20 protein-coding genes are annotated in these 21,930 nt (G+C 66.3%); 7 read left to right on the top strand and 13 right to left on the bottom strand.

Annotated features, from left to right (window positions below; all coding sequences use genetic code 11):
- Window positions 1-103: 103 nt before the first annotated feature.
- Together CTJ15_RS14700 and CTJ15_RS14695 are read left to right on the top strand one after the other, a co-directional pair.
- Complete coding sequence (locus tag CTJ15_RS14700; RefSeq protein ID WP_058389664.1) at window positions 104-1,438, top strand: DUF1800 family protein; 1,335 nt, start codon at window positions 104-106, stop codon at window positions 1,436-1,438.
- Entirely contained in the window at window positions 1,435-2,643 is a 1,209-nt protein-coding gene (locus CTJ15_RS14695; protein ID WP_099781651.1) for a DUF1501 domain-containing protein, read from the top strand. The genes CTJ15_RS14700 and CTJ15_RS14695 overlap by 4 nt, the downstream gene beginning before the upstream one ends.
- Here CTJ15_RS14695 and CTJ15_RS14690 read toward each other — a convergent pair.
- The 6 genes from CTJ15_RS14690 to CTJ15_RS14675 form a co-directional block, all read right to left on the bottom strand.
- Window positions 2,629-4,194, bottom strand: coding sequence for a DUF563 domain-containing protein (locus tag CTJ15_RS14690; RefSeq protein WP_099782153.1), 1,566 nt, complete (start codon window positions 4,192-4,194; stop codon window positions 2,629-2,631). The genes CTJ15_RS14695 and CTJ15_RS14690 overlap by 15 nt on opposite strands.
- A 17-nt stretch (window positions 4,195-4,211) precedes the next feature.
- Window positions 4,212-4,937: an acyltransferase gene (locus CTJ15_RS14685; protein ID WP_099781650.1), complete on the bottom strand. Its 726-nt coding sequence runs from the start codon at window positions 4,935-4,937 to the stop codon at window positions 4,212-4,214.
- A 4-nt stretch (window positions 4,938-4,941) separates the two neighbouring features.
- Complete coding sequence (locus CTJ15_RS23980) at window positions 4,942-5,703, bottom strand: hypothetical protein (RefSeq protein ID WP_193009601.1); 762 nt, start codon at window positions 5,701-5,703, stop codon at window positions 4,942-4,944.
- A gap of 71 nt (window positions 5,704-5,774) precedes the next feature.
- Complete coding sequence (locus CTJ15_RS25055) at window positions 5,775-6,239, bottom strand: hypothetical protein (RefSeq protein WP_255414114.1); 465 nt, start codon at window positions 6,237-6,239, stop codon at window positions 5,775-5,777.
- Entirely contained in the window at window positions 6,196-8,148 is a 1,953-nt protein-coding gene (locus CTJ15_RS25050; protein WP_099781649.1) for a hypothetical protein, read from the bottom strand. Before CTJ15_RS25050 ends, CTJ15_RS25055 begins: the two co-directional genes overlap by 44 nt.
- Window positions 8,145-8,528 (bottom strand): HAD hydrolase family protein, encoded by a 384-nt coding sequence (locus tag CTJ15_RS14675; RefSeq protein WP_019460886.1) that lies wholly within the window; start codon window positions 8,526-8,528, stop codon window positions 8,145-8,147. Before CTJ15_RS14675 ends, CTJ15_RS25050 begins: the two co-directional genes overlap by 4 nt.
- Window positions 8,529-8,829: 301 nt before the next feature.
- On the opposite strand from CTJ15_RS14675, the gene CTJ15_RS14670 reads away from it, so the two are divergent.
- The gene (locus CTJ15_RS14670; protein WP_058389081.1) at window positions 8,830-9,405 is read left to right on the top strand and encodes a tyrosine phosphatase family protein; all 576 of its coding nucleotides are present in this window, start codon (window positions 8,830-8,832) and stop codon (window positions 9,403-9,405) included.
- A gap of 47 nt (window positions 9,406-9,452) precedes the next feature.
- Here CTJ15_RS14670 and CTJ15_RS14665 read toward each other — a convergent pair whose 3' ends face one another.
- The 3 genes from CTJ15_RS14665 to CTJ15_RS14655 are packed head-to-tail and all read right to left on the bottom strand — an operon-like array spanning window position 9,453 to window position 12,195.
- Complete coding sequence (locus CTJ15_RS14665; RefSeq protein WP_058389080.1) at window positions 9,453-10,478, bottom strand: ABC transporter substrate-binding protein; 1,026 nt, start codon at window positions 10,476-10,478, stop codon at window positions 9,453-9,455.
- A 51-nt stretch (window positions 10,479-10,529) separates the two neighbouring features.
- Window positions 10,530-11,411, bottom strand: coding sequence for an ABC transporter permease (locus CTJ15_RS14660; protein WP_019460889.1), 882 nt, complete (start codon window positions 11,409-11,411; stop codon window positions 10,530-10,532).
- A gap of 10 nt (window positions 11,412-11,421) precedes the next feature.
- Complete coding sequence (locus tag CTJ15_RS14655; protein ID WP_019460890.1) at window positions 11,422-12,195, bottom strand: ABC transporter ATP-binding protein; 774 nt, start codon at window positions 12,193-12,195, stop codon at window positions 11,422-11,424.
- 135 nt (window positions 12,196-12,330) lie between these two features.
- Between CTJ15_RS14655 and CTJ15_RS14650 the strand changes: the two genes are divergently transcribed.
- From CTJ15_RS14650 to CTJ15_RS14640, 3 genes are read left to right on the top strand one after another with little or no spacing between them, the layout of a single operon-like run.
- Complete coding sequence (locus CTJ15_RS14650; RefSeq protein WP_019460891.1) at window positions 12,331-12,996, top strand: response regulator transcription factor; 666 nt, start codon at window positions 12,331-12,333, stop codon at window positions 12,994-12,996.
- Window positions 12,993-14,468: a sensor histidine kinase gene (locus CTJ15_RS14645; RefSeq protein WP_058389079.1), complete on the top strand. Its 1,476-nt coding sequence runs from the start codon at window positions 12,993-12,995 to the stop codon at window positions 14,466-14,468. Before CTJ15_RS14650 ends, CTJ15_RS14645 begins: the two co-directional genes overlap by 4 nt.
- A 58-nt stretch (window positions 14,469-14,526) precedes the next feature.
- The gene (locus tag CTJ15_RS14640) at window positions 14,527-15,660 is read left to right on the top strand and encodes an aminotransferase class V-fold PLP-dependent enzyme (protein ID WP_058389078.1); all 1,134 of its coding nucleotides are present in this window, start codon (window positions 14,527-14,529) and stop codon (window positions 15,658-15,660) included.
- Between the two features lie 408 nt (window positions 15,661-16,068).
- Here CTJ15_RS14640 and CTJ15_RS14635 read toward each other — a convergent pair whose 3' ends face one another.
- Together CTJ15_RS14635 and CTJ15_RS14630 are read right to left on the bottom strand one after the other, a co-directional pair.
- Complete coding sequence (locus tag CTJ15_RS14635) at window positions 16,069-17,286, bottom strand: low temperature requirement protein A (protein ID WP_075823024.1); 1,218 nt, start codon at window positions 17,284-17,286, stop codon at window positions 16,069-16,071.
- 113 nt (window positions 17,287-17,399) lie between these two features.
- On the bottom strand, window positions 17,400-18,260 hold the full coding sequence (locus CTJ15_RS14630) for a LysR family transcriptional regulator (RefSeq protein WP_019460895.1): 861 nt from the start codon (window positions 18,258-18,260) through the stop codon (window positions 17,400-17,402).
- A gap of 97 nt (window positions 18,261-18,357) precedes the next feature.
- Between CTJ15_RS14630 and CTJ15_RS14625 the strand changes: the two genes are divergently transcribed.
- Window positions 18,358-19,419 (top strand): bile acid:sodium symporter family protein, encoded by a 1,062-nt coding sequence (locus tag CTJ15_RS14625; RefSeq protein ID WP_051004791.1) that lies wholly within the window; start codon window positions 18,358-18,360, stop codon window positions 19,417-19,419.
- Window positions 19,420-19,489: 70 nt separating this feature from the next.
- On the opposite strand, the gene CTJ15_RS14620 is transcribed toward CTJ15_RS14625, so the two are convergent.
- On the bottom strand, window positions 19,490-20,617 hold the full coding sequence (locus CTJ15_RS14620) for an NAD(P)/FAD-dependent oxidoreductase (RefSeq protein WP_058389076.1): 1,128 nt from the start codon (window positions 20,615-20,617) through the stop codon (window positions 19,490-19,492).
- 190 nt (window positions 20,618-20,807) lie between these two features.
- Window positions 20,808-21,641 (bottom strand): lysine/arginine/ornithine ABC transporter substrate-binding protein, encoded by an 834-nt coding sequence (locus CTJ15_RS14615; RefSeq protein ID WP_019463413.1) that lies wholly within the window; start codon window positions 21,639-21,641, stop codon window positions 20,808-20,810.
- Window positions 21,642-21,930 lie beyond the last annotated feature (289 nt).

Below are 21,930 nucleotides of genomic sequence, written 5' to 3'. Positions count from 1 at the left end.
TGCGTCGGCGCGCCCATGGAATGCACGTAAAGAGTGTATTAACACGCGGTCAGTTACTCTTTGTGGTTGCGCAGCGCAGCAAGCGCTGTGACATCATGCGGGCATGAGTGCCCGATCCATCCAGGCGGCGATCCGTTTCGGCCTGGGGCCGCGGCCGGACCAGCCGGTTCCCCCCGATGCCGAGGCCTGGCTCCTCGCCCAGATCGACCAGCCTGCCCCGCATCCTCCGCCACCGGTGGGGTTCGACCACGTGCCGACCGTGGCGGACGGCTTCCGCGTCTGGCGGGAGCGCGATGCGGCGGGACCGGTGCAGCCGGGCCAGGTCACGCCGGTCGAGACCTATGTGATGGCCGAGAGCGTCGCCGCCTGCGCCTGGCGGATCGACACGCCGGCCCCCTTCCGCGAGCGGCTGGTCGATTTCTGGTCCAACCACTTCACCATCAGCCGCCGCGCCAGCACCCAGGCCAATGTGACGGTGCCCTCCTTCATCCGGGACGTGATCCGGCCGCATGTGACCGGGCGCTTCGCGGACATGCTGATCGCCTCCACCACCCATCCGGCCATGCTCGGCTATCTCGATCAGGCGGCCTCGGTCGGACCGGACAGCCCGATCGGCCGCAAGACGGGGCGCGGGCTGAACGAGAACCTGGCGCGCGAGGTGATGGAGCTGCACAGCGTCTCGCCCGCCGCCGGCTATACCCAGCGCGATGTGACGGAATTCGCCCGGCTCCTCACCGGCTGGCGCTATGATCGGGACCGCGAGCCCTATGGCACCGTCTTCCGCGACCAGGCGCATGAGCCGGGCGTGAAGACCATCCTCGGCCAGCGCTTCGGCGGTGGCTTGGTGGCGGATGGGCGGGAGGAGACGGAGGCGGCGCTGCGCTTCCTGGCCGCCCACCCCGCCACGCACCGGCACCTCGCCACCAAGCTGGCCCGGCATTTCGTGGCCGACGACCCGCCGCCCGCCACCGTCGCGAAGCTGGAGGCGGTGCTGCGGAACACGGATGGCGACCTGGGCGCCGTGTCCCGCGCGCTGGTGAAGCTGCCGGAAGCCTGGGACCCGCCGCTGACCAAGCTGCGCGCGCCGCTGGACTATGTCACCGCCGTCTATCGCGCCCTCGGCTGCGACGGGGCGCAGGTCGGGGAGATGGCCTTCAAGAGCGCCTTCGGCCTCGGCCAGCAGCTCTGGGGCGCCCTGCAGCCCAATGGCTGGCCCGACCGGGGCAAGGAATGGCTGGGCCCGGAGGCCGCCATGCAGCGCGTGGACTGGGCCTTCCAGCAGGGCGGCCGCTTCGCCCGCAAGGACCCCATGGCGGTGACGGAGGTGGCGCTCGGCCCCCTGGCCTCCGCCGAGACGCGCGGGGCGATCCGCGGCGCGGGATCGCCGCAGGAGGCCCTGACCCTGCTGTTCAGCAGCCCGGAGTTCCAACGCCGATGAGCCATCTTCCCCCCATCGGGCGGCGCGGCCTGCTGCTGGGCCTCGCCGCCACGGCGGTCGCCGCGCGATCCCGCCTCGCCTTCGCCGCCATGCCGGCCGGGGTGCTGCCGGGCGAGAACCGGCTGGTCGTCGTCATCCTGCGCGGCGCCATGGACGGGATGGCGGCCCTGGCGCCCTATGGCGACGCGAACTACCGCGCGCTGCGCGGGTCGCTCGCCTTGCCGGAGCCGGGGCAGGAGGGGGGGCTGCTCGATTGCGGCGGCTTCTTCGGGCTGAACCCCAGCCTGGGCGCGCTGCACGGCATGTTCCGCGCCGGGGAGATGCTGCCCATCCATGCCGTCGCCGGCCCCTATCGCAACCGCAGCCATTTCGAGGCGCAGGACATGCTGGAGAGCGGCGCCGTGGAGCGCGGGGGACTGACCTCCGGCTGGCTCAACCGCGCCCTGTCCGGCTTCGCGGCGCGGCCGAAGGGGGATGCGGATCTGGGGTTGGCGGTCGGGCTGTCCCTGCCGCTGCTGATGCGTGGGCCGCAGCATGTGGGGATGTGGGCGCCGCCCCGGCCCGTGCGGCCGGCGCCGGACCTTTATGCCCGCGTGGCCGACTTGGTGCATGCCGACCCGCTGCTCGGCCCCGCGGTGCAGGACGGGCTGCGCGGCCGGGGCTTCGCCAGCGAGGTGCTGGGGGAGGAGCGGGGCGTGCGCGGCGGCTTCCTGGCCCTGGCCGGGATCGCGGGGAAGCTGATGGCGGCGCCGGACGGGCCGCGCGTGGCGGCGCTGGAGATCGGCGGCTGGGACACCCATGCCGACCAGACGCGGCGGCTGAACCCCGTGCTGTCGCAGCTGGATGGTGGGATGAGCGCGCTGAAGGCGCAGCTCGGCCCCGCCTGGAAGCACACCGCCGTGCTGGTGATGACCGAGTTCGGCCGCACCGCGCGGGTGAACGGCAACAACGGGACGGACCATGGCACCGGGGGCGTGGCCTTCGTCCTCGGCGGGGCGGTGGCGGGCGGACGGGTGCTGGCGGACTGGCCGGGGCTGGCCGAGGGCAGGCTGTTCGAGAACCGGGACCTGGCGCCGACGCGGGACCTGCGGGCCGTGGCCAAGGGACTGTTGCGGGATCACCTGCGGTTGCCGCCGCAGGCGGTGGCGGCGGCGTTTCCGGGGAGTGAGGGGGTGGTGGGGGAGAGATACCTACTTCGTGTATGAATGATGCTCTCGACTTAAATGGGAAATGTCTTCCGTAGTTTTATGTACATCCAAGGACCAAGAGCTATTCCAGCTTTCACGATTTTGCTCTTCAATGGGTGCTAGACTTCGCCCAACAATATATCTCACCGGAAATTCCATCGCTCCAGCTAGGTCTGAAAGGACTCTATCTGGTAAAAGGTGATGAAGGAGACCAATAACCAGAGGGGCCCGACGTGAGAATATTACATTTAGCATCCCCGAACCTACTGCTCCTACAATCTCCCGAGCATTCGAAAAAATGGCCGCTTGTGTAGCAGGGCTAACTTCTCCAGGAACTAAAATGTAATAACCTAGATCACGAAGTTTCTCCGCCAGAGCGCTTTCTTCCAATAAATTGCGTTTTCCGGAGACATCTTTTCTAAACACATAAATTCTTTCTATCTTGTTTTCCTCAGCAATTTTTAACGCTTCGTTGTATTCCTTTGATCGGGATAGTCTTTCTAGTGCCCAGTCGCGAAAATCGCATAATTCCTTTGATGCAAACTGATTGTGCATATAAATTGGCGATGGAACATAGATCTCTTGATGTTTATAAATTGCTTTATCATCTGTAATGATAATTTTCTCTGAGAGATCCATGGCTTCTAATAAGCTGAATGCGAACTTCTGCGAGGATCTAGGAACAACGATTTTTAGATCTTTTCTGTCTAGATGACGAAATCCCCATAGCCGTGTGAAGTATTCTGTTATCCAGTGCCCGAAATGCTCCTTTGGTCGTAGGCCGATCATATAGGTGGCCGAATTAATCTCATGCGCCGTTGCTGTGTTTAAATGAAGATAATAATTTTCCTTGGAATTGTGTTGAATGTTACTAGCCTCGTCTCCCTGTATCTTATTGGGTAAGGTCGGCCCGTCTGGATAGCCTCTGAAAGCATCGCGGCAGATAACCCCATCCGCCGTCAGGATGCCAGATTGGCCAAAAGAATAGGCGTCAGCTAGGTGTGTTATATAGAGGCTTGGAACATTCATATTGTTCTCAAACCAGCTCTCGCTAGTTTTGTGCTTTACAGTTTTATCAGGGTAAATAAATCCTCCGTGCGGCTGTCTGCGAACGGTCTGATCCTTCTGAAAATTTACTGTAAACGACCCTTTGCATTCGAAGGATAGCCCGTGTTCTGTAGCTCTCTCTGAATGGTTGATCTGTGGCAAATGCTCCACTGAGAACATCAGTGGAGCAATATACCGAACTTCCAAATTATACTCTAATGTGCGATCCGTGGTTTTCTGCAACAATTGAATGCCGTTAGAAAGAACGCTTTCATAAAGAGATTCTAGCTTGATGGCCGCTTTCCATTTATTTTCTTCACTAACATCAGAATCTATGAAAACTTTCTCTAAACCCCATTCGCTTCGGAGTGATCCAAATCGCGCAATTAGGGAGCCTCGTGTATATAATTCGTAACTTGCATCACAGTCGAAATTGGATGCGCCAGAAACACAAAGGATTTTCGTTGCTGTATTTAGTGTTACATCCAGAGTGTGTTTGGGAACTGGCGAACTGCGCGTCATCTTCGATTTTCCGTTGCTTATGATTTGCTTTGTTCGGCAGGGAGCGTGAAATGCTTATACCAGAATATCCCTTCTCTCACGATGCGGGCCGGATTGCCTGCAACTGCTACGTTCGACGGAACATTTTTTGTTACCACTGATGAAGCACCTATAATGCTATCCGAGTCTATGTGGACGCCCTTAAGAATTTTAGCATCTTCGCCAATCCAGACGCGACTAGATATGGTCACATCTTTTGCAGAGTTAATTCTGGTTCGTGTAGCGAGATCGAAAATTCCGTGATTGTCGCTAGTTCTTATGACGATATTGGTGGAAAACAAGCAGTCATCGCCAATCCGCACATTTCTGTCGTCTTCCTTTGCCAAAATATACGTTCCGGCATTGACGCGGAAGTTATTGCCAATCGCAATTTTACAGTTGTTCCCCTGTATTTGTATTCTTGTTGAGTCTATGTCGAAGTTTTCCCCAATAAGTATTGTATTTCCGTTCCCAAGAATTTGTATCCTTGAAGAATTAATTTTTCCACCTCCAGCAAACCCTAAGAAATTACTGCGTCCTTTGACAAGTAATTGGATGTGACGGCTGCATTTTATTTCACCTGACCCAAGGAAGTAATTTTTCTCGCCGCTGTTTTCGACATGAAATCCAAAACTCACGGCATGTTCGATAGAGGTAGCTTTTGAAAGAAAATGCCTGTCCTTGTCTGCCCAATCAAGCGGTATGGGAATGTTGGATTCACTCATGGGGTCAGTCCATTTTTTGGTGATGTGGGATAAACTCTATCTGGCAGTTTATTAAATTCAGCATGAAATCGACTTTACTCTGTTCCGGGATTACTAATTGTAGCCTCGGAGTAGCTGTTACTTTTTCTTCCCCACAGGGCAGATCAATCTTTGCTTCAATTTTGTGTACCTCTTGAGTCAATGCATTGGACAGAGTCTTCACTGCTGGGTTTATGAGGTACCCATCGCTATTCCTTAGCGAAATATAGAGTTCGCTTCGGCTTTCGAGAGGTATAAAATTCCCGGTAATGGCATATTCCAAGAGAATATTCAGGAACCCGCCATGATCTGTTGATATAGTGTCGGACAAATCAATGCTTGCCCTAGCTCGAGCGTTGCTTAAGCCCGAGACATGTACAGCGTACATGCCCTTGATGGGTGATTTGCTATTTGTGTTGATGGTCATGGCAATGCCGTTTTCAGATCTGACGACATGCGTCTTATTTTCTTTTCCAATGCCTATCAGATAAAAATCCTTTGTCCCGTTGATGCTCGCTTTGTTGGAAGCTAGCGCAGCCATAATAGAGGGTTTTAGGCGATCTTCTTCAAGACTCGCCATTTCTGTAATTCTTTGAAAGACAAGATTATCCAGAGATTTCCCATAGTGATCTCGTAGAATCTTTATTGACGTCTTTCCCGGATTGTATCCGGGAAAAGGGTGCGCTTTTGCATGAAGCTTGAGAAATTTATTTTTCTCTTCAGTGAATTTCCTCTTGGAAATTAGCACGTGAAGATTTTCCTCGCTGGTGTTGTCAATCTTAATATATTGCGAGTAGGGGAGTGCATGTGTGTTCTTCATTAGGAAGCTCCAGACAGCCCAAATTCTTGCGCAAAAAGATGTTGATTGCTTTTTATCGATAAGAAATCTTTCATGCTTTCATATTCTAACGGTGTTCCAGACATATATATCTTTTTTCTTGGCGTTATTTCGTAACAGACTTTTTTCCCTGCTTCGATCAAGTAGCGATAGATGGGTGCAACATACACTTCTCGCTCTGAAAGCTCAGATACCTGCTGTACATAAGAACGCCGGAAAAATCTTGCTGAGCCGAAATGATATAATCCTGAACAACATAGAGCCGAAATGCGCTTTTTCTCTGCCACTTCAGCCACCTTCCCACGAACCGGAGTATTTGCGTCAGCAGGGCGAACGAACGACCAATGGTCGCCCGCTCCAACAAAGCACTCCAACCAGCCGTCGTACCCGTCGAAGGCCGCCTTACGCACGCCGGGCCGAATGGTGTCGATATTGAAGATGGTCACGGGCTCCACATCCGGTACGCACAGGCGTTCCAGGCCGAGCCACACGGTTTCCGCCTGTCCTCGCGTGGGTTCCGGCAGCGCTACCATCCGCAGGTTCCGGATGCCGATCGCCTCGGCCCGGGCGCGCACGAATTCCGCGACGCCCGGCCGGTCGAGATGGATCAGCAGGAAGGTCTCGCTCTCGAACATCTCGCTGAAGCCGAGCAGGGACCAGTCCAGCAGCGGCCGCCCGGCCAGCGGCAGCATCCATTTCGGCCGGTCGTAGCCGGCCTTGGTGAAGCGGCTGCTGAGGCCGGCCATGGGGAAGACGATCACGCGCTCTCTCCATCTTGGCATAGAGGCGCAGCGCATTGGCCAGGAAGGCGCGCTGGCGGTCGGGCCGGTCGGCATGCAGGGGGAGCATCGAGAGGAAGAGATGCACGGTCAGTGCCCGCGTGCCTGCATCGCTGGTGCGGCGGCCGAGGAGGTCCATCTCCGCCGCGATCTCGGGCAGGAATCCCGCCGCGCCCTCGCGCGACAGGTGCAGGGTCAGGTCATAGGGCTCCGGCTGTTCCACCTGGTAGCGGCCGGTGAGGATCAGGTCATAGCCCTCGACCGAATGGTTCAGCTTGGCGAGGTCGTAGCGCAGGTCGCCGAAGACCGTGTGTTCCCCATCGCGGACGGAACCGCGCGGATCGATCACCTTGATCTGCTGCTGCCGGAAATCGAAGAAGGTGTTGGGGAAGCAGAGATCGCCATGCATGACGCCGGGCAGGGGGTCGGTGGCGGCGGCGATGGCGGCGGTCTCGTCCGCGATGCGGCGGAGCGAGGGGAGGCGCCGCCCGCCCGAGCGCCATTCGGTGTCGAGGTCGATGCGGCTGGCGCGGGCCCATTGCTCCAGCCGCGCGGCGGTCTTGTCGAGGGCCAGGACGCGCAGCGTGTCGGGCGGCAGGTGCGGGGGGGCGGCCTCGGCGCCGAGCTGCCGGGCGGTGCGCAGGAAGTCGAAGCAGCCTTCCATGATGCGCGCCCAGCTCGCCTGTTCCAGCCGCCCGAAGACGAAGAGCTCGTGCAGCGTCGGGCTGAACTCATAGCCGATGCGGTAGCCATTGCCCTCGCGCCCCAGGAAGGGCGGGGCATGCAGGCGCAGCGGCGGGGGGATGTTCTCGAACCAGTCGGCCTCGGCGGAAAGCTTGTCGCTCTTCTCGCCGGTCTTGAGTACGGAGCGGCCGGCGACGGCGATGGCGTTGAAGGCGCGGGCCGTGCTGACCTTGGCGCGGGAGCGGTAGAAGGTCTGCAGGTGGCCGAAGTCCAGCCAGCCGTCCAGCAGGCGGAAGGTCAGCGGGTGGCGGGCGTTGTAGAGGGCCAGGGCGCGCAGGAAGTCGCCCCGTGCCTCGGCCAGGGCGCGGCCCAGGGCCGGGGCGGAGGAGAGGGCGAACCAGCCGCTGAGGACCTGGTCCTGCCGGGCGGCGGTGCCGGGACGGCGGCTGACGAAGCTGCCGTGCAGCCCGCCGCTGAGGACGCCCCAGCTGTAGGAATCGGCGCTGGTGGCCACGCCGACCTCGTCCAGCGTGTCCGGCAGGGCTTCGAGGAAGAGCGTGTCGCCGTGCAGGATGCGCACCGGGCCGCGGGCGTCGGAGAGGGTCAGGGCATAGGCGATGCTTTCGCCCAGGCTGAGCCCGTCCGGGATGAAGAGGAGTTCCACGCCGGCGGCCAGGAGCTGGGCCTGGTCCCAGTCCTCCGGCTCGAAGCTCTGCGGCAGGGTCAGCACCACGCGCTCGCCCAGGCGGCGCAGGCTGGCGATCTGCGGGGTGAAGAGGCGGTTGTGCCCGAAGGGCAGGAAGCAGGGCGGCAACTGGCCGAATTCGGCGCCGATCTCGGCGTTCACATAGGCGGCCGAGGTGATCAGGGCGAGCGGGGCGTCGTGGCTCATGCCGCGTTCCGGCCGAGATGGAGGAGGGCCGCAATCTCCTCGTGGCTCATGCGGACGAACTCGTCGGGGCGCAGGGCCTTGTCGTCCACATGGAAGCCGTCATGCCCGCACCACGGCTTGCCGACATGGATCTCGTCATAGGGGATGTCGTGGCGGCGCAGCCAGTCGGTGATGACGGGCAGGGTGTGGACGTTGATCAGCCCGACATTGCCCTGGTGGGTGCGCATGTTGCGCGCGGTGCAGACGACGATCTCGAAGCCCTGCGCCTTGTATTCCCGCAGCTTCTCCACCACCGCGAGGTTGGGGCGCTTGCTGGGATAGTCGAGTTGGGGGTCGTCGATGGTCAGCGTGCCGTCGAGATCGATCACCAAGCGCTTCATCCGGTTCCCGCCAATCTCCGTGCCGCCCGTTGGAGACAGCCAGGGCTGTGATCTCCGCACGGGATTAACGGCATCTTAAAGGGTGCCTAGGGATCACTCAACCCATTCGTGATGCGTCACAAGTTTCAGCAACCCTGAATGTTTATATCTCTTTTTGGATCAACTCCGGTTGCTGGCACGAAATCCCGCCTGCAAACACCCGGATCAAGGTCTGCGCCGCCCTCACCGCGAGAAGGGGCGCGTGCGCAACCGCGCCGTCTGTGGAGTGGCAAGCGGCCTGCCCCGGCGCTAAGCCAGGGACATGGACCCCATCGCACCTTTCGGCATCGGAATCTGTGGCATCGAGGAGCTGGACGGCCATTGCGAGGCCGGGGTGAGCCACGTGCTCTCCATCCTCGACCCGGAATGGCCTGTCCCGGAGAGCTTCGGCCGCTTCGGCGAGCACCGGAAGCTGGAGCTGCGCTTCCACGACGTGATCGAGGAGATGCCGGGCATGGTCCGGCCGGAGCGGGAGCATGTGGAGCAGATCCTGGCTTTCGGCGCGGACCTGCTGGCGGAACCGGAGGGGCGGCTGCTGGTGCATTGCCATGCCGGCATCTCGCGTTCGACCGCGGCCATGGCGCTGATCCTGGCGCAGGCCCGGCCGGACCTGCCGGCGGAGGCGATCTACGAGGAGATCCTGCGCATCCGGCCCAAGGCCTGGCCCAATCTGCGCATCGTGGAATGGGGCGATGCCCTGTTGCGCCGGGGCGGCACGATGATCGGTGCCGCCGCCGGCCTGTACCGCCGCCAGCTCGTGGCCTTCCCGCGGGTCAGGACCCTGATGGCCGAGGGCGGGCGGGCGCGGGAGGTCGCGGCGGCGGACGCCGCGGCCTGAGGACATCCCGGGCCGGATGTCATGCGGCGGGCCTCACGAACCCGGCCTCATGAACCGGGGCGCTCGTGCAACTCCGGCATGAACAGGTCCTGCCACTTCGCCGGCTTGTTGCGGATGGTGCCCACGGCGCCCATGAAGTTCGCGTATTCCATCAGCCCATGCGGCGTCGTGTCGAACCTGGTGTCGGGCTCCTTCAGCATGGCCACCACCGCCTCGTCCGTGCTGCCGGTCGGGGAGACGCGGTTGAAGATGCCTGCCGCCTTCACCGGATCGGAGACGATCATCTTGTTGGCCTCATCCTGGGCCGCGAGGAAGGCCGCCATGATCTTCGGGTTGTTGTTGACGAACTGGCGCGGGGCGAAGGTCACGTCCAGCGTGGCATTGCCCAGAACCTCGCTGGCCGCGATCACCCGGTGGATGCGGGGGTCCTCCAGTTCGCGGCTCGAATAGGGCGGCGAGGCGAAATGCGCCGCGATCTCGGTCTTGCCGCTCATCAGCGCGGTGAAGGCCTCGGGATGCGGCAGGCCGACCGTCATCGGGTCGAGCTTCGCGTAGTTCGCCTGGCCGAACTGCTTGGCCACCAGCATCTGCAGCACCACGGCCGCGAGCGAGGTCTTGATGCCGGGCAGGGCAATCTTGTCGCCCGGCGTGAAGTCCGCGAGCGAGCGGATGTTCGGCCGGTTGGTGTTGAGCGACAGGGTGCAGGTGCTCATGCCGCTGACGCCGATGATCTCGGAGCGGGGGATGCCCCGGGCCCGCGACCAGAGGGTGATGAAGCCCGGCGCGCCGGTGCCTGCGATGTCGAGGGAGCCCGCCAGCATCGCGTCGTTGATGACGTTGCCGCCATCGAGCATCTGCCAGGAGACGTCGATGGGGCCGAGGCCCGCCGCATCGGCGTGCTTCTCCAGCAGCTTCTGGTCGCGCATCACGATGAGCGGCAGGTACAGGATGCCGTAGCCGTGGGAAAGGCGGAGCTTGCCGGCCTCCGCATGGGCGCGGCGGATCAGCAGGGCGGGGGTGGCCAGCGCCGCGGAAAGGGCGGCACCGGCGGTGAGGATCTGGCGACGTTGCATGGGACGCTCCCGTTCTGTCTTATCGTTGGACGAGGTTCGTACGACGGCCGGTCAGTGCTGCATGCCCCAGCGGCGGATCGTGCGCTTCTCGATGTTGGCGAAGATGAAGCTCTCCACGAAGAGGCCGATCAGGATCACGAAGAACAGCCCGGCGAAGACATTGGCCGTCTCCAGCTGGTTGCGGTTCTCGAAGATGAACCAGCCGAGGCCGCCGGAGCCGGAGGAGACACCGAAGACCAGCTCCGCCGCGATCAGCGTGCGCCAGGCAAAGGCCCAGCCGACCTTGAGGCCGGTGAGGATCGAGGGGAAGGCGGCGGGGATCAGGATGTCCTTCACCAGCCGCAGCCCGGTCAGCCCGTAGTTCTGCCCCACCATGCGCAGCGTCTTGGACACCGAGCGGAAGCCGGCATGGGTGTTCAGCGCGATGGCCCAGAGCACGGAGTGCACCAGCACGAAGATCACGCTGCCCGATCCCAGGCCGAACCAGATCAGCGCCAGCGGCAGCAGCGCGATGGCCGGCAGCGGGTTGAACATGGCCGTCAGGGTTTCCAGCAGGTCCGTGCCGATGCGCGAGCCGATGGCGATGGTGGTCAGCACGGCTGCCAGGGCGATGCCGATGGCGTAGCCGACGACCAGCGTGCGCAGCGAGATCAGCGTGCGGGCGGGGATGATGCCGTTGGCGAGGTTCTCGAACAGCGCCTGCACCGTGGCGGTGAAGGGCGGGAAGAGCAGCGGGTTGTCGAGCCAGCGCCCATAGGCCTCCCAGACCAGGGCCAGGACGAGGAGGATCAGCGCCTTGCGCAGCGCGCCGATGCGGTAGACGGATTCCCAGGCGGAGATCGGCTTGTTGATCTCGCCGATCCCGCTGCGGGACGGCTCGCGGACGATCTCGGGGCGCGCGACCAGGGGGCCGCCATTCACGGTGATGCTCATGGGTCGTTCCTCAGTGCACGAAGAGCATGTCGTTGATGCGCGTCTCCAGCTCCGCCGCGGCGGCGGTGCCCAGCAGCTCGGGCGGGACGCTGTTCAGCTCCGCCTTCACCTGCCCGGGATGTGGCGAGAGCAGCAGGATGCGCGTGCCGACGCGGATGGCTTCCTCGATGGAATGGGTGACGAAGAGCACGGTGAAGCGCGTGTCGTCCCACAGGCGCAGCAGCTCCTCCTGCATCCGGCGCCGGGTCAGGGCGTCGAGCGCGGCGAAGGGCTCGTCCATCAGCAGCACGTCCGGCTCCATCGCCATGCCGCGGGCGATCGCCACGCGCTGCTTCATGCCGCCGGAGAGCATATGCGGGAAGCTGTCGGCGAACTTCGCCAGGCCGACCTTCTCGATATAGCTGTCGGCGCGGTCGCGCGCCTCGGCGCCCCTGGCGCGGCCGCTGGCGGTGAGGGCGAACATCACGTTCTCCCGCACAGTCTTCCAGGGCAGGAGCTGATCGAATTCCTGGAAGACCATCATGCGGTCCGGGCCGGGATGGCGCACCTCGCGCCCCTTGAGCCGGATCTCGCCCTCGGAGGGGGTGAGATAGCCGCCGATCGCCTTCAGCAGCGTGGACTTGCCGCAGCCGGAAGGGCCGAGCAGGATGTAGCGGTCGGAGGGATAGACATCGAAGCCGACGCGGTGCGTGGCGGTGACGACGGAATCCTCCGTCTTGTACTGCAACGTGACATCCTGCACCGACAGCAGCGGCACGGACGCATCCGGGGCGGCAGCATCCATTTGCGGACCCTCTCTTCCCTGTTTCCCCGGTCCTCTCACGGGCCGGGCTTGCGCCCTGGATATCTCCGCAATCTGTTGCCAAACTGACGGGCGCGCAAAAATCGTTGCTGCGTTGCGATATGACAGTGCGGTGCGATGCGGATCCTGTTGGTCGAGGACACGGCGGATGTGGGCGAGGGCATCCAGGCCCGTCTGCAGCGGATGGGGCACGAGGTGGACTGGGAGCGCGACGGCGAGGGGGCCGCGGCGCGCATGGACGTGCAGCCCTACGATCTCTTCATCCTCGATGTGATGCTGCCGCCGCCGGACGGGCTGGCGCTGCTGCGCCATGCGCGCGAGCGGCGGCTGGCGACACCGGTGCTGATGCTGACGGCGCGTTCCGGCGTGGCGGACCGGGTCGGGGCGCTGGACCTCGGCGCCGACGACTACCTGGTGAAGCCCTTCGACTTCCTGGAGCTGGAGGCGCGCGTCCGCGCCCTGCTGCGGCGGGGCAGCGGCAGCGCCACCAACGCGCTGCGCTTCGGCGACATCGCCATCGACCTGTCCGGCCGCATCGCGAGCGTGGAGGGCGAGCCGCTGGACCTCACGCGGCGGGAGCTGGCGCTGCTGGAGATCCTCGTGGCGCGGGGCGGCCGCATCGTCGGCAAGGAGCAGATCGTGGAACGGCTCTTCGGGCTGGACGGCGCCGCCGGGGCCAATGCGGTGGAGCAGTATGTCGCCCGGCTGCGCCGCAAGATCGCCGCCTCCCGCGCCGAGATCCGCACGCTGCGCGGCCTCGGCTACCAGCTCGTGCCGCGATGAGCGCGGTGCGTTCCCTGCATGCGCGGGTGGCGGTGCTGCTGATGCTCGTGCTGGGCTCGGTCGGCGCCTGCTTCGCGGTGGCGGGCTGGTACTATGCCTGGGTGACGGCCGGCAGCGCCCATGACACGCTGCTGCGCTATGGCGCCTCGCAGATCGCCGAGAACACCTACCAGCAGGGCGTCATGGTGGCGGTGGAGCCGCCGATCTCCGTCCTGGCCTCGCTCTCCGCCATGGACCGCGTCGCCTACAAGGTGGTGGACCCGCGTGGCGTCGTGGTGGCGGGATCGCCGGACCTCGCGCTCGGCCCGATGACGCCGCGGGAACAGGCGCTGCTGCGCCAGGGCCGCGTGCTGGTGGAGGACGGGGCCTGGCGCGGGGAGCCCGTGCGCATCGCGGTCACCACGCGGCGGCTGGGCGAGGGCTGGGCCCTGGTGGCGGTGGCGCAGACGCTGCACGCGCGCACGGCGCTGGCGCGCGACATCGCGGGCAAGGCCATCCTGGGCGTGCTGCTGCTGACCGGCTTGGCGCTGCTGGCGACGCTGCTGGCCATCAAGCACGTGCTGGCGCCGCTGGAACGGGTGCAGGATGCGCTGCGCGAGCGCGACCCGCGCGACCTGAGCCCGCTGGCGGTGGCGGCGCCGCCAGAGATCGCCGCGCTGGTCGGCGCCATCGACGGCTTCATGGCGCGGCTGGACCGGCGGATCGGCATGATGCAGCGCATGATCGGCGATGCCGCGCACCAGCTCCGCACGCCGCTCGCGGGGTTGGCGTCGCAGGTCGATCTCCTGTCGGTGGAAGGCGATCCCGCGCGCCGGGCCACCCAGCTCCGGCGCATCGCCGCCCGCACGGAACAGCTCGGCCGGCTGGTGGGGCAATTGTTCAATCATGCCATGGTGACGCACCGGCCCGATGTGGTGCCGCCGGAGCCGGTGGACCTCGTGGCGCTGGCGCGGAGAATCCTGCTGGACCTGCCGGTGGACGGCGGTGGCGCCGCGGCGCCGGTGCTGTCGCTGGATGCACCCGGGGAGCCGGTGGTCGTCCCGGGCGATCCGATCAGCCTGCGGGAGGCCGTGGCGAACCTGGTGAACAACGCCCTCCAGCATGGCGCGGCCTCGCGGCTGGAGGTGCGGGTCTTCCGCCAGGACGGGGATGCCGTGCTGGAGGTGGTGGATGACGGGCCGGGCATTCCGCCTGCCCTCTGGGCCCGGGTGCGGGAGCCCTTCCATCCGCGCGGCGAGGGGCGCGGTGGCGCCGGGCTCGGCCTTGCCATCGCTGACGAGGTGGTGCGCGCCCATGGCGGCAGCCTGCGCTTCCGCAGCGACTCGGTCGACGGTTTCGCGGTGATCCTGACCCTGCCCGGGATCGGTGCCCACCCCGCGCCCGGACAGAGGCCCGCGACGGGAAGCGAGCCGGGGAGCCTCGCCGAGACGGCCTGGGAGGAGAGCGCGGCGGCCCTGCCCGGACGGCGCTGAGGCCCGGTGGGCGGCCGGTCTGGACAGGCGTGGTCCGCCGTTCTTCCCTGGCCGGGCCATGATCCCGACCCCGCCCCTGTCCAACCAGCGCGCCCTCTTCGAGATCCCCGAAGGGATCGCCTATCTCGACGCCGCCGCCTACTCGCCGCTGCCGCGTTCGGTGCGGGCGGCGGGCGAGGCCGGGGTGGCCGGCAAGAGCCATCCCTGGACGGTGCCGCGCAGCGAGGCCGCGCGCTGGGGCCTGCGTGCCCGTGCCGCGGCGGCGCGGCTGGTTGGCGCGGCGCCCGGCGACATCGCCATCACCGGCTCCGTCAGCCACGGGATCGCCACGGCGGCGCTGAACCTGGAACCGCCCCCGGGCTCGCGCGTGCTGCGCGTGCAGGACGAGTTCCCCTCCCTCTGCCTGCCCTGGGACCGGCTGGCGCGGCAGCGCGGGCTGGTGGTGGACACCGTGCCGCGCCCGGCGGATGGCGACTGGACCACCGCGCTGCTGGAGGCGATCGACCGCCCCGGCGCGGCGCCCCTGGGCGTCGCCACGCTGACGCCGCTGCACTGGTGCGACGGCACGCCGATCGACCTGGACCGGGTGATCCCGGCGGTCCGGCGGCAGGGCGGGGCGGTGGTGGTGGACGCCACCCAGGCGGTGGGCGTGCTGCCGGTGGATGCCGGGCGCTGGCGGCCGGATTTCCTGGCCTTCCCCACCTATAAATGGGTGCTGGGCCCCTACAGCCTGGCCTTTCTCTATGCCGCGCCGGAGCGCCAGTCCGGCCTGCCGCTGGAGGAGAACGGCTTCAACATGCCGGGGGGCCATCCCGCGCCGGGTGCCGCGCGCTACGACCGGGGCGAGCGCGACGACCCTGTGGCGCTGCCCATGGCGGCGACCGGGATGGAACTGGTGGAATCATGGGGCGTGGCGGCGGTGGAGGCACGGCTGCGTGGGCTGACCGACCGGCTGGCGGAGCGGCTGGAGGCGATGGGCCTCGCCTGCCCGCCGCGCCACCGCCGCTCGCCGCATATCCTGGGCCTGCGCCTGCCGAGCGGGCTGCCGGCCCATCTGGTCCCGGCCCTGGCGGAACGGGGCGCCTTCGCCAGCGACCGGCTCGGCGTGCTGCGGATCAGCGCGCATGTCTGGGTGGAGGAAGCGGATATCGACCGCTTCGCTGCCATTCTGGGCGAGGTTCTGGGCCGGTAGCCGTCGGCTCTCGCCGGGAGTGGCGCGCGGCGGCCCGGTCCCTGGCGCCCGGATTGGGGGCAAGGCTCCGCCTTCCCCCCAAACCCCCCATCCGCCAGGACACTGCGTGCCCTGGACCCATTTTCGTTGGTGCCCGCTGATGCCGGATCACGCCGGGAAGCGATGCTTCCCGGCGGCTGCGGGCGCTGCCAGCGCAGATAGGGTGTCTTTCTTCTTCCGGGCGCCCTGCTGATCCCACCCGCTCCCCGGGATCGGACCGCAGGCTGGCGGCAACCACGAAGAGCCAGCGAAAGGCAGGGTCCGGGGATATACCATATCCCCGGCGGTGGGGGGATCCGGGGGCAGGCGGAGCCTCCCCCCGGGGATCGCCATAAGCGCGGCGCCAGAGGTCAGGCGCCGCTCTCCGTATCAATGCGACATCCCGGCCAGCCTTGCTTCCGGGTTGGGGCGCAGGATGCGGCTTTCCCAGAAGCCCACGGCCAGCATCACCAGGGTGGTCAGGGCGCCGATCATCAGCAGGTCCGTGGTGAAGGCGAAGGGCACCATCAGGGCAAGCACGGCGAGGCCACCGAGATGCGAGGACGGCCAGATGCCATAGACCACGCGCTTGTAGAAGCCGGAGCCGAAGAGGTAGAGCGCCGGCCCGCCGATCAGCGTGGCCGCCGCTGCCACGGTCATGCGCCCATCGGGATGGGCAATGACGAGGTCGTTGCCGACGGCCGTGACGATGATCCCGGCGAGCAGGATGGCGTGGATGTAGTGGAACCAGGCGCCGATCCGGCCGGGATCGGGGGAATGGGTGATCACCGTGCTGCCGTCGCGGCTGCTGGTGCCGAAATAGACCCACCACATGGCGAGGCTGCCGAAGAAGGCGGACAGGAAGGCGATCAGGGTGGGCGGGTCCCAGGCTCCCTCGTCGGCCAGGGTGGCACCGGTGACCAGCACCGTCTCGCCCAGGGCGACGATGACGAAGAGCTGGCAGCGCTCGGCGAGATGGCCCCCCTCGATGGTCCAGTCCCGCGTCCGGGAGCGCCCCAGCCCCGGCAGGGCGAAGCCGAACATGGGCGAGACATATTCGCAGAGGACGGCCAGGACCCAGAGCAGGTGCCGCCAGGGCGCCGGGGCCAGCCCGCCGAGGATCCAGAACACCGCCGCGATGCAGACCCAGCCCAGCATCCGCCGGTAGTTGGCGGCCAGGGGATGCCCGGCGGGAAGCTGGCAGGCGATGAAGCCCGTGCGTCCCACCTGCATGGCGGCATAGGCCAGGGCGAAGACGAGGCCACGGTCGCCGAAGGCCTGGGGCAGGGCGGCCGCCATCACCAGCCCGGCCAGCATGGTGCCGAAGAGCAGCCCACGGATCGGCGGCGTCTCCGGGTTGAACCAGTTCGTGACCCAGCAGGTGTACTGCCAGCCCAGCCAGACCGCGAACCAGAGGATCAGCGCCTCCACCGCCCCGGCCATGCCGAGATGGTGCAGCAACCCGTGCGAGACCTGGGTGACGGCGAAGACATAGACGAGGTCGAAGAAGAGTTCCTCGAAGGTGACGCGGGCATGGTGGCCGTCGCGCCGCCGCAGCAGGGGATGGTGGGCCTGGCCGCCCGTCCCCGCCTTGCCGGTTTCCGTCATGGAGTATGTCCCGTGATGTCCGGTGCCGATTCTGCCCCGAGGCGCCGGCACCGCCTACCGGTGGAATCGCGATGGGCGTGGCCTGGGGCGCCGCCCCGTGCGCCGGGCGGGGATCAGCCGGCGGGCTGCAGGTGGGTGGCGTTCAGGAGGATGACATCGGCCAGGGCCGCGGCGGCGCCGTGCAGCCTTTCGCCACGGCCTGTCACGACGAACTCCACCTCATCCAGTTCCGGCCCCGGGATCTCCACCAGCGCGCCACCCAGCAGCAGCCGCGACTGCGCGGTGACGCCGAGTCCGGCTAGGACGGCGGCGGTCAGCCCGCTCAGGCTGCCGGAGGAGCAGGACATGCGCCAGCGCCGCCCGGCGCGTTCCAGCGCCTCGAGCGCCAGGGCGCGGGTGATGGAGCGGTTGGGATAGGCGACCAGGGGCAGGGGCGCCGAAGGGTCCAGGACGGTGCCGGCGGTGCCGATCCAGGCCAGCCGCTCCCGCCAGACCGGCCGGCCGCGCCGCTCGCCGGGGCGGCGCTTGGCGCAGATCAGGTCGAGTTCCCCGGCATCCAGCCGGTCGTAGAGCAGGGCGCTGAGCCCCACGGTCAGGTCGAGGTCCACCGCCGGGTTGGAGCGCACGAACTCGCGCAGGATCTCCGGCAGGCGGGAGGAGACGAGGTCCTCCGAGGTGCCGAAGCGCAGGCGCCCGCGCAGCTCCGTGCCGGCGAAGAAGGCGGCGGCGCGGGCATGGGCCTCCAGGATGGTGGTGGCGAAGCCCCGCATCGCTTCGCCATCGGTGGTGAGGGTGACGGAATGCGTGTCGCGCAGCAGCAGGGGCCGCCCGGCCTGTTCCTCCAGCCGGCGGATATGCTGGCTGACGGTGGACTGGCTCAGCCCCAGGCGCTGCCCGGCGGCGGTGAAGTGCCGGGTTTCCGCGACGGCCAGGAAGGTGCGCAGCAGCAGCGGGTCGAAGGATGACTGGATCATTGGATTCGGCAATGACTGTTAATTCTGTCATTTTTGGCGCGAATGGGCAAAGGAAGCCCCGATACTCGAAGTCATTCCTGTGACAGGGGCGTTTCCCGTGGCCGCAAACCCATCCAGCGCCGCTCCGCCGGCCAGGCGTTCGATCCTGGCCCGCCTGCGGATCGATCCCTATATCCTCCTGATCATCGGCATGGTGGTGCTGGCCAGCATCCTGCCTGCCCGGGGGGAGGCGGCGGAGGTGGTGGACTATGCCACCAACTTCGCCATCGCCCTGCTGTTCTTCCTCTACGGCGCCCGCCTGTCGCGGGAGGCCGTGATGGCCGGCGTGACGAACTGGAAGCTGCAGCTGGTGGTCTTCCTCTCGACCTACCTGCTCTTCCCGATCCTGGCCATCGGCCTGAGCTATGCCATGCGCCCGGCGCTGGGCGAGATGCTGGCGCTGGGCATCGTCTTCGTCGGCGTGCTGCCTTCCACCGTGCAGTCCTCCATCGCCTTCACCTCGATCGCGCGCGGCAACGTGCCTGCGGCGCTCTGCGCGGCCTCGGTCTCGAACCTCGTCGGCATCGTGCTGACGCCGCTGCTGGTCGGCGTGCTGATGACCACGAACGGCGAGAGCGGCATCTCCTTCGGGGCGATCCGCGGCATCATGCTGCAACTGCTGCTACCCTTCGTGCTGGGCCAGCTGGTGCGCCGCTGGCTGATGCCGGTGCTGAACCGGCACAAGCAGCTGGTGGGCTATGTGGACCGCTCCTCGATCCTCTTTGTCGTCTATGGCGCCTTCAGCGAGGGCGTGGTGAACGGGTTGTGGCACCAGGTGGACGTGATGAGCATCGTGGTCCTGCTGCTGGCCAATGCCGCGCTGCTGGCGGTGGTGATGCTGCTGCTGCACTGGTACACCCGCGCCGCCGGCTTTTCGCGCGAGGACCGGATCACGATCCTCTTCTGCGGCTCCAAGAAGAGCCTCGCCAGCGGCATCCCGATGGCGAGCCTGCTGTTCAGCGGGCAGGCGGTGAGCATGATCGTGCTGCCGATCATGCTGTTCCACCAGATCCAGCTCATGGTCTGCGCCACGCTCGCCACCCGCTGGGGGCGAGAGGCGGCCGAGGCCGAACGTGCCGCCGCCGCCCCGGCGCCGGCCGTGGCATCGCAGCGCGCCTGATCGCGCAGGGCCGCCCGGAGGAACCCGGGCGGCTCCCTGGCGGCGCCGCGCGGCAAGGGCTGCGCGCCGTTCAGGCCGGCGGAGCCGGGTAGCGCAGGCCGGCCAGCCCTGTCTCCAACTGCCGCGACAGCATGGGCGAGCCTGCCGCCAGGCGGAAGACGCGGGCGCGGAGGGAAGCCAGGAGGGGCGAACGGGCGGTCATCATCCGCGTCATCAGGTCCGTGGCGCGGATCACCTGCCGCGCGAGCCCGTGCCGCCGCCCGGCCCAGAGGGCGACGGCCCCCGGTCCCTCGGCGATGGCGGCGGCGAGCGACCAGGCATCCTGGATGCCGAGATTCATGCCCTGCCCGCCAGCCGGCGAGTGGATATGCGCGGCATCCCCCAGCAGCAGGCGCCGGTCGATCTGCATCCGGGGAACCTGCCGCTGGCTGATGCGGAAAAGGTTCCACCAGGAGGGTTCGCCCAGCGTCAGCCCAGGGCGCTGGAAAGGGATCAGGGAGCCCTGCGCGGGCGGCGGCGCGTCCGGCGGCAGCAAGGCGATGGTCCGCCAATGGCCATCGGGCAGGGGAAAGCAGATCAGGGGCGCCGGGCTGTCCGGGAAGACGTGCATCCGGGCGCGGTCGAGCCCTTCCAGAGACAGGTCCGCCAGGACCAGTTGCTGCAGGTAGCGATGCCCGGGAAAGGGGAGGTCCAGGCTGTGCCGCAGGCCACTATGAGCGCCGTCGCAGCCGGCGATCCAGTCCGCCGCCACCCATTCCAGCCGCCCGTCCTGGTGGCGCAGCAGGGCGTTGCCGTTCTGCATCTCCAGGAACTCGGTGCCGAGCTCCGGCGCCGCCCCTGCTTCCGTCAGGAGCCGCTCGGTCTCGTACTGGGGCAGGATCACCATGGACGGGAAGCGCGGATGCACGTGCTGGAAGCGCAGGCGGACTTCCTGGCCGGCGGAGGGAGCGGAGGAGCCGGAGGTGCGGCCGGGGAGGTGGAAGGCCGCCCCTTCCAGCGGATGCGCGGCGGCGAGGAAGCGCTCGGCCAGCCCCAGCCTGTCCAGCACCTCCAGCGTGCGGGCCTGCACGCCCAGGGCGCGGGACCAGCGCTCGGGGCCGGTGCGGCATTCGATCAGGCGGCAGGCGATGCCGCGATGGCGGAGGGCGAGCGCCAGCGTCAACCCGGTCGGGCCAGCCCCGATGATCAGGACGCGCATCGCGTTTCCATCCCTTCGCTCCCCTTATGAATTCGCGGGGAATGACCGTTAGACTGCCACCGCCGGCATGCGGTGGCGACGGGCCGGCGGCGCCGCGCGCCATCGTGAAGGCGGCGCGCCTCCTGTCCAGGGGGCCTTTCCGGAGGGAGGGGAGCCCGGCTGGCCTCGCCGGCTCCGGGCGCCGGCAAGGTCAGGGCCGGGGCGTCACATCCAGCTTGAACCACTTCTCGGACAGCCGTTTCAAAGTGCCGTCCGCCAGGGCGGAGCTGATCGCCTCGTCGAAGCGGGTCTTCAGCGCCGCATCGGACTTGCGCAGGCCGACGCCGATGCCCGTGCCCAGCACGCCGCCGGTGAAGCCCGGACCCATGATGGCGTAATCCGCGAAGTCGGGCTTGCTCAGCGTCTCCTGGAGCGCCGTGCTGTCGGCGATGATCGCATCCAGCCGGCCGGCGGCGAGATCGAGGTCATGCTGCTCGGTGGTCTTGTACAGGCGGATATCGGCCACCGTCGCGAGGTAGCGTTCCGCGAAGGCGGCATGGGTGGTGGAGCCCTGGACGCCCACCGCCTTGCCTTTCAGGGCGGCCTGGATGCGGGCGATGCCCTGTTTCGTCGCTTCGGAACCGTCATCCAGGCTTAGCCGCTGCACGGAGCCGAGGGCGCGGGCGAGATCGGTGCCCTTCTCCACCACGATGCCGTTGCCCAGCGCCACATAGGGGCGGGAGAAGGCAATGGCCTGCTGGCGCTGTTCCGTGATCGACATGCCCGCCATGATCGCGTCGAACTTGCCGGAATTCAGGGCCGGGATCATGCCGTCGAAATCCTGTTGCACGATATTGCAGCGCGCCTGCATGCGGCGGCACAGGTCCTGGGCCAGATCGACCTCGAAGCCGTCCAGCTTGCCGTCCGGGGCGGTGAAGTTCCAGGGCGGGTAGGCGCCCTCCGTGGCGATGCGGAGGGCTGGCTCCTGGGCGCCGGCCGGTGCTGCCGGAGTGCCGAGCAGAAAGGCGCCGAGCAGGATTGCCACGGCCGGTATCGCGCTGGCCGGCTTCCATCCCAAGAACCGACGCTGCATCCGTGCCCCCTTTGTCCATGCGGCCGGGCCCATCCGGCCCTGCTGGAACCGCCTGGAGCACCGGTTGCCGCATGATGCGGGGTCTGCCGGGGTTTGGAAGGGCCGGATGCGGTGAAGGCGGCCGGAAGACGGATTTGTGAGGGGGGCCTCTCCTTCTACGCTGCGGGCATGGGATGGCTGGGCCGGTTCGGAACGACCCGATTCCGGCCGCCCGCTCGGCTGGACGCCGGGGCTCCGAAGT

The organism is Roseomonas sp. FDAARGOS_362 (assembly GCF_002754815.1).
Lineage (GTDB): Bacteria > Pseudomonadota > Alphaproteobacteria > Acetobacterales > Acetobacteraceae > Roseomonas > Roseomonas mucosa.
The sequence above is the reverse complement of the archived record's forward strand: the minus strand, read 5'-3'. Positions and strand labels throughout refer to the sequence as shown.

What these genes read in the sequence shown, in the direction of transcription:
- CTJ15_RS25050 (WP_099781649.1), bottom strand. Translation starts at nt 8,148, where the DNA reads ATGAGCCACGACGCCCCGCTCGCCCTGATCACCTCGGCCGCCTATGTG.
- CTJ15_RS14670 (WP_058389081.1), top strand. Translation starts at nt 8,830, where the DNA reads ATGGACCCCATCGCACCTTTCGGCATCGGAATCTGTGGCATCGAGGAG.
- CTJ15_RS14695 (WP_099781651.1), top strand. Translation starts at nt 1,435, where the DNA reads ATGAGCCATCTTCCCCCCATCGGGCGGCGCGGCCTGCTGCTGGGCCTC.
- CTJ15_RS14700 (WP_058389664.1), top strand. Translation starts at nt 104, where the DNA reads ATGAGTGCCCGATCCATCCAGGCGGCGATCCGTTTCGGCCTGGGGCCG.
- CTJ15_RS14665 (WP_058389080.1), bottom strand. Translation starts at nt 10,478, where the DNA reads ATGCAACGTCGCCAGATCCTCACCGCCGGTGCCGCCCTTTCCGCGGCG.
- CTJ15_RS14650 (WP_019460891.1), top strand. Translation starts at nt 12,331, where the DNA reads ATGCGGATCCTGTTGGTCGAGGACACGGCGGATGTGGGCGAGGGCATC.
- CTJ15_RS14620 (WP_058389076.1), bottom strand. Translation starts at nt 20,617, where the DNA reads ATGCGCGTCCTGATCATCGGGGCTGGCCCGACCGGGTTGACGCTGGCG.
- CTJ15_RS14630 (WP_019460895.1), bottom strand. Translation starts at nt 18,260, where the DNA reads ATGATCCAGTCATCCTTCGACCCGCTGCTGCTGCGCACCTTCCTGGCC.
- CTJ15_RS14655 (WP_019460890.1), bottom strand. Translation starts at nt 12,195, where the DNA reads ATGGATGCTGCCGCCCCGGATGCGTCCGTGCCGCTGCTGTCGGTGCAG.
- CTJ15_RS14690 (WP_099782153.1), bottom strand. Translation starts at nt 4,194, where the DNA reads ATGACGCGCAGTTCGCCAGTTCCCAAACACACTCTGGATGTAACACTA.
- CTJ15_RS14645 (WP_058389079.1), top strand. Translation starts at nt 12,993, where the DNA reads ATGAGCGCGGTGCGTTCCCTGCATGCGCGGGTGGCGGTGCTGCTGATG.
- CTJ15_RS14635 (WP_075823024.1), bottom strand. Translation starts at nt 17,286, where the DNA reads ATGACGGAAACCGGCAAGGCGGGGACGGGCGGCCAGGCCCACCATCCC.
- CTJ15_RS14660 (WP_019460889.1), bottom strand. Translation starts at nt 11,411, where the DNA reads ATGAGCATCACCGTGAATGGCGGCCCCCTGGTCGCGCGCCCCGAGATC.
- CTJ15_RS14675 (WP_019460886.1), bottom strand. Translation starts at nt 8,528, where the DNA reads ATGAAGCGCTTGGTGATCGATCTCGACGGCACGCTGACCATCGACGAC.
- CTJ15_RS14685 (WP_099781650.1), bottom strand. Translation starts at nt 4,937, where the DNA reads ATGAGTGAATCCAACATTCCCATACCGCTTGATTGGGCAGACAAGGAC.
- CTJ15_RS14640 (WP_058389078.1), top strand. Translation starts at nt 14,527, where the DNA reads ATGATCCCGACCCCGCCCCTGTCCAACCAGCGCGCCCTCTTCGAGATC.